The 11,995-nt window shown below is 56.1% G+C and carries 10 protein-coding genes; 8 read left to right on the top strand and 2 right to left on the bottom strand.

Going from position 1 to position 11,995, the window contains the following annotated elements:
* The 3 genes from QM579_RS12340 to QM579_RS12330 all read left to right on the top strand — a co-directional run.
* Window positions 1-2,678, top strand: a 2,678-nt coding sequence (locus QM579_RS12340) for a DNA polymerase I (RefSeq protein WP_414999435.1), incomplete at its 5' end; no start/stop codon positions are given.
* Window positions 2,679-3,194: 516 nt separating this feature from the next.
* A complete protein-coding gene (locus tag QM579_RS12335) occupies window positions 3,195-4,121 on the top strand; it encodes an AraC family transcriptional regulator (RefSeq protein WP_414999434.1) in 927 nt (308 codons plus the stop codon).
* A 40-nt stretch (window positions 4,122-4,161) separates the two neighbouring features.
* Window positions 4,162-4,803, top strand: coding sequence for a LysE family translocator (locus QM579_RS12330; protein WP_414999433.1), 642 nt, complete (start codon window positions 4,162-4,164; stop codon window positions 4,801-4,803).
* A gap of 227 nt (window positions 4,804-5,030) precedes the next feature.
* On the opposite strand, the gene QM579_RS12325 is transcribed toward QM579_RS12330, so the two are convergent.
* On the bottom strand, window positions 5,031-5,705 hold the full coding sequence (locus QM579_RS12325) for a translation initiation factor 2 (protein WP_414999432.1): 675 nt from the start codon (window positions 5,703-5,705) through the stop codon (window positions 5,031-5,033).
* 114 nt (window positions 5,706-5,819) lie between these two features.
* Window positions 5,820-7,061: an HD domain-containing protein gene (locus tag QM579_RS12320; RefSeq protein ID WP_414999431.1), complete on the bottom strand. Its 1,242-nt coding sequence runs from the start codon at window positions 7,059-7,061 to the stop codon at window positions 5,820-5,822.
* Between the two features lie 262 nt (window positions 7,062-7,323).
* On the opposite strand from QM579_RS12320, the gene rplM reads away from it, so the two are divergent.
* The 5 genes from rplM to QM579_RS12295 form a co-directional block, all read left to right on the top strand.
* Window positions 7,324-7,758 carry a 50S ribosomal protein L13 gene (gene rplM, locus QM579_RS12315; RefSeq protein ID WP_183718182.1) on the top strand — a complete coding sequence of 145 codons (435 nt, stop codon included), beginning with the start codon at window positions 7,324-7,326 and terminating at the stop codon, window positions 7,756-7,758.
* Between the two features lie 13 nt (window positions 7,759-7,771).
* Window positions 7,772-8,164, top strand: a complete 393-nt coding sequence (gene rpsI / locus QM579_RS12310; protein ID WP_183718183.1) for a 30S ribosomal protein S9 — start codon at window positions 7,772-7,774, stop codon at window positions 8,162-8,164.
* A gap of 170 nt (window positions 8,165-8,334) precedes the next feature.
* Window positions 8,335-10,128 (top strand): YcaO-like family protein, encoded by a 1,794-nt coding sequence (locus QM579_RS12305; protein WP_414999430.1) that lies wholly within the window; start codon window positions 8,335-8,337, stop codon window positions 10,126-10,128.
* 119 nt (window positions 10,129-10,247) lie between these two features.
* Window positions 10,248-11,393, top strand: coding sequence for an ABC transporter substrate-binding protein (locus tag QM579_RS12300; protein WP_414999429.1), 1,146 nt, complete (start codon window positions 10,248-10,250; stop codon window positions 11,391-11,393).
* Between the two features lie 134 nt (window positions 11,394-11,527).
* The coding region (locus QM579_RS12295) for a branched-chain amino acid ABC transporter permease (RefSeq protein ID WP_414999428.1) at window positions 11,528-11,995 on the top strand (468 nt) is incomplete at its 3' end.

The following is an 11,995-nucleotide window of genomic DNA, read 5'->3' as shown; positions in this document are numbered from 1 at the left end:
GGGGTTTTTTTGCCAACAGAAACATGCAGCGTTCGGACGGGTTTCCCACCAACGCCCTGGTAGTGGTGACTCGCGTACTTCTGCGCATCTTGCGTGAGGAAAGGCCGCAGTATTTTCTTTTCGTCAAGGATGGCAGAGGCAAGAATTTCAGGCATGATATTTTTCCCTTGTACAAGGCCAACCGCGATGCCACTCCTGAGGACCTGATCCGCCAGATGGAACCTATCGAGCGCATGGTCACCGCCCTTGGCATGAGCCTGGAGATTTCCGACGGCTGCGAGGCCGACGACTGCATAGCCTCCTTGGCCGCGCGCCTGTCAAAAGAGCGCCCGGTGGTCATTGTCAGTGGCGACAAGGACCTCAAACAATGCCTTGGTCCCAACGTTTTCATGTGGGACCCGGCGTTCAAGGATGAAAAACTGCTTACTGCCGCCCAGTTTACGGAAGAAAGCGGGCTGACTCCTTCCCAGTGGCCCGATGTGCAGGCCCTTGTTGGGGATACCAGCGATAATATCCCGGGCGTGCCGGGCATCGGCCCCAAGACCGCTGCCAAAATTTTTGAGATATGTCCGAGCCTTGAGGATATTCGCGACCATTTTGTTCTGTTGCCGCCCAAAATGCAGGACAAGCTGCGCAGTCATCTGGATGAAATGTTTACCTGGCGCAAGCTGACCACGCTTTCGCTGGATGTCTGCACCGGACTTGAACTGAGCGATTTGCTGGTGCGCCCCATTGACGCTGAGCGCTGTGCGGCCCTGGCCGAAGAGTTTGAACTTCATGCAGTGCGCCGTGAAATGGCTTCATTGGAGCGGATGCAGCTTTCCGGGCAGCCTGTGAGGGCGAAAGAAGAGTCAAAGGTGCATGCGCAGAGTGACAGCGAACGCGCTGAAACTGGCACATCTTCCAATGAAGGCGCGCGCGGTGCGTCCACAGCTTCAGCGCAGCAAGCAGCTCCGGCCCAGCTTCCCAGAGGGGCGGGCGCGCAAATGAGTCTTCTTGATGTGGCCGAAGAAAAAGTGGCGCCTCAGGTGGGTGCCGTTACAGATCTTCCAGATTGCCAGGGCCTTGATGTGGCCCTTGTGTGGCCTAGGGGTACTGGGGCTGCGCCTCATGCGGCTGTGGCTGATTGCGAAGACATCTGCTGGACTGGCGGTGTGGACGACTTGTGCCGCTGGGCCTCTGACGCCCGGCGCATAGTTACGCCTGACATAAAGAACCTCTTGTCCGTAGCCCCCTGCTGGCGTGAGCTTTTGCGGAAAAAATCGCCTGATTTCTTCATGGATCTTGGGCTGGCCGCCTATCTTATCAATCCGGAAGAAAGCGATTACGGATGGCCTCGTCTGGCCGTTCACTGGGGCGGCCCCCTGCGCACAGACGGCCCCGGCCCTGCGCAGCTTGCCTTGCGTATGGCGGCGGTGCTTGAGTCCCGCATGCAGCAGGATGATTTGCTGGAACTCTATAAAAAGCTGGAACTACCGCTCACCCCTGTGCTGGCAGATATGGAAGGGCGGGGCATAGCCATTGACGCTGCGGCATTTGAAACGTTTCTTGCCGACGTGCAGTCCCAGCTGGACAGGCTGACAGCCGAAGTTTACGCGGTGGCAGGCAAGGAGTTCAATATCCGTTCGGCGCAGCAGCTTGGGGACGTGCTTTTCAGTACTCTTGAGCTTCCCTCGCCACGCAAAACCAAGGGCGGGCAGGCTTCTACCAGCCAGGAAACCCTTGAAAAACTGGCGGGCCGCCACCCTGTGGTGGACAGTATTCTTCAGTTTCGCAAGCTTGAAAAAATGCGCTCCACCTATCTTGACCCTCTGCCGCGTCTTGTGGACAAGCATGGGCGTGTTCACACCACCTTTAATCAAAAAGCCACGGCCACGGGCAGACTTTCATCAAGCAACCCGAATTTGCAGAATATTCCTGTGCGGGGTGAGCTTGGCAAGCGCATGCGCTCCTGCTTTATAGCGGGGCCGGACCTCGCGCTTGTTTCTGCCGACTACTCGCAAGTGGAACTGCGTGTTCTGGCGCATATGTCGCAGGACGAGGCCTTGCTTGAAGCCTTCCGCAAGGGCGAGGATATTCACGCCCGTACAGCCGCCCTGGTTTATGATTTGCCCTCAGAAGAAGTGAGCGCAGACCAGCGGCGCAATGCAAAGACCATCAACTTCGGTCTTATTTATGGCATGGGAGCGCAAAAACTGGCTCAGGAATTGAAAATTACCACGAATGAAGCCAAGGAATTCATTGCACGGTACTTTTCCCGCCTCACGGGCCTCAAAGAATTTTATGAGTCCGTTGAAGCCACAGCAAAACGTCAGGGCTTCGTTACCACGCTTGGTGGACGCCGCAGGCTTTTGCCCGATATTCATTCGGCCAATGGGCAAGCCTATGCGCTGGCCCGTCGACAGGCCATAAATACCGTCATTCAGGGATCGGCAGCTGACGTCATCAAGCTGGCCATGCTGGCTGTGGCCGAGGATACCCAACTGCGAGACAGCAAGGCGCGCCTGCTTCTTCAGGTACATGACGAACTCCTGCTGGAAGTGCCGCAGGCAGCTGCCCAGACCGTTGGAAAGCGCGTCGCCGATCTGATGGGTGCGGTCATGCCGGGCAACGAACCTCTTTCAGTCCCCCTTGTGGTTGATTGGGGTGTGGGAGATAATTGGGGTTCCGCTCATTAGAATTGATTCGCTTTGAAGCTGTAGCCAGTTTCAAAGCTGACATTTATCCTAACACGCGGTTTTCAGGTAAACCCACGCCGCCTTGCGGCGGACGGTTCTGCCTATTTGCCGTCGAGCATTTCAACATCTTTGGCGTTGAAATGCTCTGGGCGACATCGCCACGAGCGCCTTTTCAGTTATTTTTGCGTCGAACGTCTCTTTTTATTCCGGTCGAGTACCATCAGAGTACACTTCTGGTATAAAAGGCTTGGTTTACCTGATATGACTGAAAATTCATCTCGTGACGACATTCTCTGGATGTTGAGTATTAACAGGTTGTTCAACTTCGTCCTCACCCGGTGATTGGTAAAGGGGCAACCTGCTGGAGTAGTACATCTAAGGCAAATTCATTTTGAACTGCTTTATATTCCAAGGTTGCCATTCTGCCGGAAATGCAAACTTCGGCAGAATCCATGTAGCGCTGCGGTGTGCTGCACGCTTGTGCAGTGTCAGGGTGTTTACCTTTTCAAAGTTTAAATGTCCCAGTTGCAATGTGCTGTTTCTGCCCTAATTTTTGTAAGCAGTTCCACCACCTTCACCTTTTACCCCGGTAGAGCCATGCGGTACCATGCGCCAATTGCCGTGCAGACCTTCACGGCCCCGCAATCCCTCCCTTTTGTGGAGGTGCGCACTACCTTGGGCAGTGTGCAGCCATATGCGGAGCACTTCCATTCCAGCCTGTCGCTGGGGATGATCCTTGAAGGGTGTACGTGCTTTCAGCTTCATGGTCAGCCTCATAGCCAGACGCATGAAGCAAGAGAGGGCGATCTTGTGCTCATCGGGCCGAGCGTGCCCCACAGCTGCAACCCCGTGGGGGCACAAGCCCGAAGTTATCACATGGCCCATATTGATAGCCGCTGGTTTGCGCAGAATGTCTGCCCGGCTTTAGCTTTGCCAGAAAACTATGAAGTGGCGCTGCCACAGATACGTGACCGTGCGCTGTTTGCCTGCGCCCTTGATATCGTGCAAGCCGTGGTCACCGGGCAGGCGAGCAGCGAGCAGGCATTGCTGTCATTTCTGATCCGGTTGCAGGGCGAGTACCATTGCTTCAGGGCCGCTGTGGTACATCCTTCAATTACGGCGCAATTTCTGCCAGATGAAGAAGAGGGCAGCTTGTCCACAGAGCGGCATGCGGTAGCGCAACTGGCGAAAAAATCCGGCCTGTGCCGCGAAAGTTATTCCCGCGCTTTCAGACGAGGCGCAGGGCTTCCGCCAGGGAGCTATTTGCATTGCCTGCGCCTTGAAAAGGCCCGCCGCCTGCTGCGTCAGGGCAAAAGCATTGCTGATGCCGCCGTTGCTGTGGGCTATGCAGATCAAAGCCATCTGCACCGCATGTTCGTGAAGTTTTATTCCGTTACGCCCGGCTGCTACCGCAGAGGCGGGTCACATTCGTACAAGAAATAGGCTGCCGGAGGCGTAGAGTCTGTGTTGGAGGCAAAAGCTCATGACACAGATTCTTGCGGAATTTATCGCCCCTACCTTTCCTGCTCTGGCTTTGGCGCACTTTATGGCCTTGCTCAGCCCCGGGCCTGATTTTTTTCTGGTGGTGGGGCACGCCGTGCGGCGTGGCTTGCGGGGAACGGCGTTCATCTGCCTTGGCATTGCTTTGGGTAATGCCCTCTATATTGCTCTGGCCATTTCGGGCTGGTCTTTCGTGCGGCAGTGGCCGTGGCTTTACCGTTGCGTAGAGCTGGCAGGGGCGTGCTACCTTCTATGGATAGGCTGGGCTCTTGTTCGTTCAGGACGGCAGCCAGCAGACTTGCGCCTCACAGCGGCAGTTCCTCTTGCTGCTGGCAGGCAGTTGCTCACCGGGCTGGCATCGGCCTTGCTCAATCCTAAAAACGCCATTTTTTATCTCACACTCATGACAACCATTATGGGGTCAGCCGCCAGCTTGAAACAGCAGCTTTTTGCAGGCGCGTGGATGGCTGGGCTTGTGTTTGCCTGGGATGCCGGGCTTGCTGCTGCCATTGCCCATCCTGCCGTGCAGAATATTTTGCGGAAGCGACTGGGCCTTATTGAAGTTCTGGCCGGGGCCTGCCTTATGCTAATGGCAGTTCTGCTTGTGGTAATACCCTTGCTGTGAGTGGCGGCGAAAACTCGTGCTATCAGATTGGTGGGGCTGTGTGGGAATGACAGCGCAACTGTCAGGTCAGTTGCGTGGCGCTATGGCGGGTTGCCAGCAATGCGTACTCGCGTGAAGGCAGCGCTTCTTACTTCAGAAGTTGTCCATTATTTGTGGAGTGGATGTGCGTTCTCGCGGCGGGGTTTGCCCGGAGCAAAGCTTCTTGTCAAAAGGGTTCGCTACGGTGGCTACTTGCGTAATACGGTACGCAAAGTTTCGGCCTGTGGGCCGGAAAGACCCTTGAGCCTCTGCTCAACACGGCTTTGCACAGCCTCATGACGGGGGCTCATCTCGTATAGTGACGCTGCTGCGGTCTGGCTCACGGGAAAGGCCGGGTCATTCTGGCGGCCGCTGGAATTGAGATCTGCATAGCGCAGGGCCGCGTCAATAATGGCATCCAGATAGGCAACATTGCCCGAGGCTGTGTATGCGGCCCAATACATCTGGAGAACGGTTTTCTCGCTGGTGATGTCCCACTGCAACAGGGGCGTGGGGTTCTGGCGTATTTGCTGCAAAAGCACGGTATCGCGCTGGTCCAGCAACTGGCTCATAAGCGCGGCCTCATCTGTGAGCTGCGCCAGATGCACAGCCCAGGCCAGGGTACGCTTGCCGTCCCGGCTCAGTGTAGGAACCTGCGCCAGCAGGGTCTGGCGTGCTGTGGATTCAGACTTGAGCGTCTCCGCAAGAAATGCGGCCAGTGTGAGCTGCTTCTGCCGGTCATAAAGGACGTTCTGTGCGTCAAAAGTGCGAAGAATGCCCGGCAAGGTTTCAGCCCGTTTTTCCTTATAATAAAACTCCATATCTCGCGCATAAAATGAAAGATTTTTGGAGGCGGTAAGGGCCAAAACGTCCTGACAGGGCATAAAACAGAAAGCCAGCGCAAGCAGCAGGGCTCGCAGTGCAATCAGCTTTGACGGCGTGAAATCTGGCATCCTGTTATGTAGGACAGTGGAAAAGCTTGTTATAATCGGCATGGGCTAGTCAAAATCCGCCAGAAGGGCGTCCAGTTTGAGGCAGGTGAGAGGGCTTTGGCGCAAAAAAGTCAGCAGCCGAACGCGGGCCTCCAGAAGGTGCGGCGAAGAAACACCGTTGCGTATGGAGCTATGGGCTTCAAGAAAGGCTGCGAGGTTGTCACAGTCCTTGATGAGGCGTCCGTCCTTGGGGTCAAGGTCGTCTTGGTTGCATTGGCGCTGAAGAACATCGAAATCAGGCACCTTTTCCGTTTTTCCATTGCGGCAAACACATTCCTGAAATTCTGACTGCACCTCAAGGCCCAGGTAGTAGGATATGCGCTCCACCAGCGAAGTAAAACCCTGCTGGCGCAAGGGAGTAAAAATGCGCCGTTCCAGTTCTTTTTCTTCGTATTCTTTAATGATTTTAGGTAAGTCTGCTATGGAACGCTTCACAGGCGAAATGATGTCGCGGGTAAGCACTTCCGGCAAATCATGAAAGAGCCCGCAAAAGAAATTGTTGTTGGCCCTCGCGCGGCATGCGTTCACAGACAAACTGAAAAAATAGGCAAAACTGGCTACAATAAACATGTGCCCAAGAACCGAAGTGGCTGGAATGCGTGGCGCTTGTGTCCAGCGAATCTGGAACCGCAATTGGCCGCAAAGGTTGGCCAGCCTGAGAAGAGCTGTGCCCGGCTGGCGCATTTGTTCCAGCCCTTTCAGATCATGAAAACTGTCCAGCCTGTCTACAAACGATTGGCCGATGTCATCCATCTCGTCATCAAAAGGGCTGTTGAGCGGTTTGATGAGATTAAATTCCCACTGTGAGGCGTAAAGATGGGCTGCGGTGAGTATGCGGCGGGAAAGGCTGTCTTCGTCCGGGTTGTGGTGCCAGTGGCACATGCGTTGCCAGAACGGCCCCAGGGGCGACAAGGCTGGCTGCAGGCTGTCAAGCACATGCTCTGTCAATTGGCGGTGCTGTTCGGGATTTTCTTTGATGCGGTAAAAGATGGGCGGCTTGATATCGGTGATGATGAGCCGGTAAAAGTAATCAAACAGGCCGCCCTCGATGATTTCAGTGGCAAGACTTACGCGCTCTTTTTCAGACATGTGGCGGGAGTTTTCATGCCACAGCACACAGGCCAGCAACATTTTGTGTGCCTGTTTGTCTGTTTCAAGCAGCTCCACCGGGCGCAGCTTGTCGTTCCAGCGTAAAAGGTATGCGCCTGAAAAAATCAGTTGAAGCAGGCTCTTGCGAATATCTGCCATATTTTCTCCGGGTGTGGGTCGGAAAAACAGTTGGCAGTATAGGTGCAGATGGGGTAAAGCTCAAGGGCTTCATGCCACTGTCCGGTTTTTACGGCCATTGGGCGCATAATAGTGCGACGGCTCTTGACAGTGTCTGGCGTTTGCCGTATTGAAGCCATCTTTACTGCGATAAATATCGTCACCCCCGTTCGACGGCTATCGCGCAATGAACTTTTTTGCAGCCAACGGCTGCTGATATTTGCAGATGTGAGGAGTCATTCCGATGAAGACGTTCAGCCCCACCCCCAAAGACATCAATCGCGAATGGTTCGTGGTTGACGCTCAGGATCAGGTGCTCGGCCGTCTGGCTAGCCAGATCGCCCACCGCCTGCGCGGCAAGCATAAGCCGGAGTTCGCCCCGCATATGGATAACGGGGACTTTATCGTGGTAGTTAACTGCGAAAAGATCAAGGTCACCGGCAACAAGCTGGCCGACAAAAAATATTACCGGCACTCTGGCTGGGTTGGCGGTCTTAAGACCACCATTCTCGGCGATGTGCTCGCTGACAAGCCCTCCCGCGTCCTGATGGCCGCCGTGAAGGGCATGCTGCCCAAGAATCGCCTGGGCCGCGCCATGCTGAAGAAACTCAAGATTTACGCCGGGTCCGAGCATCCGCACACGGCCCAGAATCCCCAGCCGCTGACGCTGCCGCATTAAGGAGTAGAATGCCATGAGCGAGAAATTTGAATACGGCACCGGCCGTCGCAAGACCGCCACGGCGCGTACCCGCATCTATGCCGGCTCCGGCGGCATCACGGTCAACGGGCGCTCTTTCGAGGACTACTTTCCCCGTAAGACCCTGCAGATGATTATTCGTCAGCCTTTGGTGCTTTCCAAGCTTGCCGACAAGCTTGATGTGCGCATCAATGTGGCTGGTGGCGGTGTGACTGGTCAGGCTGAAGCTGTGCGCCACGGTATTTCCCGTGCCCTGCTGATGGTTGATCCGGCCCTGCGCCCCATGCTCAAGAAGGCTGGCTTCCTCACCCGCGACGCCCGTAAGAAAGAACGTAAAAAGTACGGTCTGCGCGCTGCCCGCGCCCGGTACCAGTACTCCAAGCGTTAATACGCCTTTCGAAAGCCCTGCCTGTCAGGGCTTTCGTTTTATTTGGCGGGCCGCTTGCGGCCCGCTTTTTTTGTACTGTCATGCCGTAGCGCTTTTGCGCTGGTATTTTCCCAGTAAAAGTGTATGTTGTGTGGAATATACCTCGCCTCAAACAGTCAAAGAGAGTTGACATGACCAGGGATATTCCCCTTTCTTGCGGCCAGTTGCTTGTGCTTGAGTATGCCTATACGCATGAGCAAACACAGGCCACCACTGGATATTTTTCATGCGTGCCGCCCGCTGATCTTGGTTTTGACGCAGCATTGGAGCGCCTTGAAGCCGCACCAATGGACGATTTTCTGCATCAGCACATTTTGCGTCTGCTGAGCGCTGAAAAAACCGAAGAGCTGGCCCGTTTGGCGGCCTCGTGCTACGATGCTGCCCAGAATGTCTTTACCAGACCTGTGCTGGCGGCCCTGTTGCTTGAATGCGCTACGTTGCTGCCGCAACATGCTGAGGCTTGCGCGAATTTTCCCGCAGATGCTGCGGTTCTTTTGGCCCCGTCCAGCCCAGCCCTGTATCTTCGTGCCATCAGCCAGCCTGATGCAGAAGCCGGCGCTGCCTGGAGTGAGCTGTTCCGCAGTAATATCTGCGACCACCACGCTCTGCCGCGTCCTGACGAGGCCGGAGTTCCGCCACTGTTTTCGCAGGAAGAAATTGAAGCGGCAGCCCGGGATATGGCAGCAAGTACGGACAGTTTGGCCAGGCATCATGCACGGCTGTCTGCCGATCCTGCAGCCGCGTGGCAGCGCCCGCCAGCGCAGGAGACATTTCTGCGCGCGCTGGATGCGCTTATGGAATCAGCTACTGTCGACGGGCCTGAAATGCGGCACGAAGCTTCACTTTCCCCCATTGCCCTTTTACGGTCCTGGCAGGTGGATATTGAGGTGCATAGCGGTGCTGTCAGGCATCACCTGCACGGCAAGGCTACTGCCTATGGCCGGGGAATGTCGCTGGCAGCCGCCCGTGCTTCCTACGCAATGGAAATTGTAGAGAGAGCCAGTACCTATGTAAGCGTTGGCCCGATTGAAGATGGCAGCAAGGGTGAAGCCGGGCAGGTGCTGCACCGCAAACATCCCATGCCGCTCTTGAAGGCGCGGTTTTCCGAGTTGCAGCAACAGGGCAGGGCGGCCCTTGATCCCAATGTTCTGCCCATTGAGGCTCCGTACCTGGATGCCCCCCTGCATTGGGTCAGCGCCGCGAACACTGATGGAAACGAAGTGCTGGTTCCTGTTCAGGCAGTCTTTTTGTTCTGCAATCTGGATGAACCCGCTCTGTTTTTGGCAGGCGGCTCAACAGGGCTTGCCTCGGGCAACACGCTGGATGAAGCCCGACAGGCGGCCTTGACCGAAATTTTTGAGCGGGATGCCGAGGCAACCACGCCTTTCAGCCGTACGCGCTGCTTTACCCTGAAAAGCCGCGACGCCCGTATGCAGTCCTTGCTGGACGATTACGCGGCTTGCGGCATCAACGTGCAGTTTCAGGATATAACCACGGAATTTGGGCTGCCCGTGTATCAGTGCTTTGTCATGGGCCGCGACGGTAGCGTCGCCCGTGCCACAGGGGCGAATCTGAACGGTTCGCGCGCGGCTATAGCTGCCCTCACTGAAACTCCGTGGCCGTACTCCACGGCGCAAACGACGCCTCCTCAGCCTTCCGGTCCCGGCCTGGCAGGCCTACCCGCGCGTTTTCTTGAAGATTTGCCAGACTACAGCCTCTCGTCGCCTGCTGACAATTGCCGCCTTCTGGAAGCTGTGTTGTGCGATCACGGCAGAGGTCCACTTTACGTGGACATCAGCCGCAAGGATTTTAACCTGCCCGTGGTGCGGGCGATTGTTCCCGGTTTGGCCCTTACAGGAGAGTGGGACCGTTTTTCACGCCCCGGCAAGCGGCTTTTTGCGCGCTATGCGAGTCTTTTTGCCTGATTTTTATACGGTCATGGGCTTTTCTGAATTGCAGGCCATGCCCAAGTTGTTTATAGTGCTGGCCTAGTGGCCCGCCCTTTGGCGCAGCCCTGCCAACACAAAAAACCTGGAGGGAAAGGATGAAACTGGGAAAACTTTTTGCAGCGCTGGCCGGGCTGGCGCTCACCCTTGGTTTTGCCGGCCAGGCGCCTGCCGCTGATGCCGCTCCTATCAAAATCGGCGTATACCTTCCCCTGACCGGACAAAATGCCTTTGGCGGCCAGCTTGAACTTGAAGGCGTGCGTCTGGCCCACAAGGAAATGCCCACCGTTCTGGGCCGCCCCGTGGATCTGGTTGTTGTGGACAACAAGTCTGACAAGGTCGAAGCCGCAAACGCCGTGAAGCGCCTTGTGGAACGTGACAAGGTTGTGGCCCTTATCGGCACCTACGGTTCCTCTCTGGCTATGGCTGGTGCGGAAATCGCCGAAAAAGCCAAAGTTCCCGGCGTGGGCACTTCTTGCACCAACCCCCTTGTGACCCAGGGCAAGAAGTACTACTTCCGCGCCTGCTTTATTGACCCCTATCAGGGCGCCGCTGCGGCTACCTATGCCCGTGAAAACCTGGGCTTCAAGAAAGCCGCCGTGCTTATGGACATGACCAATGACTATGCCGTCGGCCTGTCCAGCTTCTTCACCAAGTCTTTCAAAAAGCAGGGCGGCGATGTGGTAGCCACTCTCAAGTACAGCTCCGGCGACCAGGATTTCACGGCCCAGCTCACCGAGCTGATCTCCCAGAATCCTGACATCGTCTTCATGCCCGCCTACTTTGCTGAAGGCGCCATCATCATGAAGCAGGCCCGCGAACTGGGTGCCAAGTTCCGCCTTATGGGTGCGGACGCTATGGACAACCCCGACACGCTCAAGCTCGGCGGCAAGGCTGCTGAAGGCTTCCTGCACACCACCTTCCCTTACGACCCCGCCATGCCCAACATGAGCGAAGCCGCCAAGCGCTTCACCGAAGCCTGGAAGGCCGCCTATCCTGACAAGGAAACCAACGTTAACGGCGCTCTTGGCTACAACACCTACTTCCTTATTCTTGATGCCATCAAGCGTGCCAATTCCGCCGAGCCCCAGGCCATTGCCAAAGCTCTGGCTGAAACCAAGGATCTGCCTACGGCTCTTGGCCTGCTTTCCATCAATGCCTCCCACGACGCTGAAATGCCCGTGGGCATCATTGAATACAAAGATGGCAAGCGCGAATACGTGGGCGAAGTGACGCCTAAATAAGCTCGTTGTTTTTTCCGGCCCCGCGGCGCATGCGCCGCGGGGCGCTTTTTCTCTTTTTTGCCGCTGTTCAGGCGGAAAGGGCACCTGTGCCCTTTATTCCGTCGCTATCCTGAACGGCAGCTTGAGGTGGCCACATGAGCCTTGACATGTTTTTGCAGCATTGTTTTAACGCCCTTACCCTGGGGTCGCTCTACGCGTTGATAGCCATCGGCTATACCATGGTATACGGCATTTTGCGCCTTATTAACTTTGCCCACGGCGACATCTTGATGATTGGCGCCTACTTTGTTTTTTTTGGCACCTTTGCTTTCGGCTGGCCCTGGGGTGTGGCCGCCGTGGTTTCCGTTGCGGGTGCAAGCTTGTTGGGTGTTGTCATCGAAAGGGTCGCCTACCGCCCCTTGCGCGACGCCCCGCGAATTTCGGCGCTCATAAGCGCCATTGCTGTCTCCTTTTTTATTGAAAGTCTGGCAGTAGTGATTTTTACCGGCCAACCGCGCCCTGTGCTGCAGCCTGACTGGCTGGTTTCAGAGTGGCATATCGGCGGCCTGCGCATTCTGCCGCTCACGGCTCTTGTGCCCTGTATGACCGTTGTTCTTGTGGGC

The organism is Desulfovibrio sp. (assembly GCF_047607245.1).
GTDB lineage: Bacteria > Desulfobacterota > Desulfovibrionia > Desulfovibrionales > Desulfovibrionaceae > Desulfovibrio.
Note: the sequence above shows the minus strand (reverse complement) of the source record. Positions and strands in the feature narration are given on the sequence as shown.

Coding starts and splice junctions, on each gene's coding strand:
- QM579_RS12335 (WP_414999434.1), top strand. CDS start 3,195: ATGTCCCAGTTGCAATGTGCTGTTTCTGCCCTAATTTTTGTAAGCAGT.
- QM579_RS12330 (WP_414999433.1), top strand. CDS start 4,162: ATGACACAGATTCTTGCGGAATTTATCGCCCCTACCTTTCCTGCTCTG.
- QM579_RS12325 (WP_414999432.1), bottom strand. CDS start 5,705: ATGCCCTGTCAGGACGTTTTGGCCCTTACCGCCTCCAAAAATCTTTCA.
- QM579_RS12320 (WP_414999431.1), bottom strand. CDS start 7,061: ATGGCAGATATTCGCAAGAGCCTGCTTCAACTGATTTTTTCAGGCGCA.
- rplM (WP_183718182.1), top strand. CDS start 7,324: ATGAAGACGTTCAGCCCCACCCCCAAAGACATCAATCGCGAATGGTTC.
- rpsI (WP_183718183.1), top strand. CDS start 7,772: ATGAGCGAGAAATTTGAATACGGCACCGGCCGTCGCAAGACCGCCACG.
- QM579_RS12305 (WP_414999430.1), top strand. CDS start 8,335: ATGACCAGGGATATTCCCCTTTCTTGCGGCCAGTTGCTTGTGCTTGAG.
- QM579_RS12300 (WP_414999429.1), top strand. CDS start 10,248: ATGAAACTGGGAAAACTTTTTGCAGCGCTGGCCGGGCTGGCGCTCACC.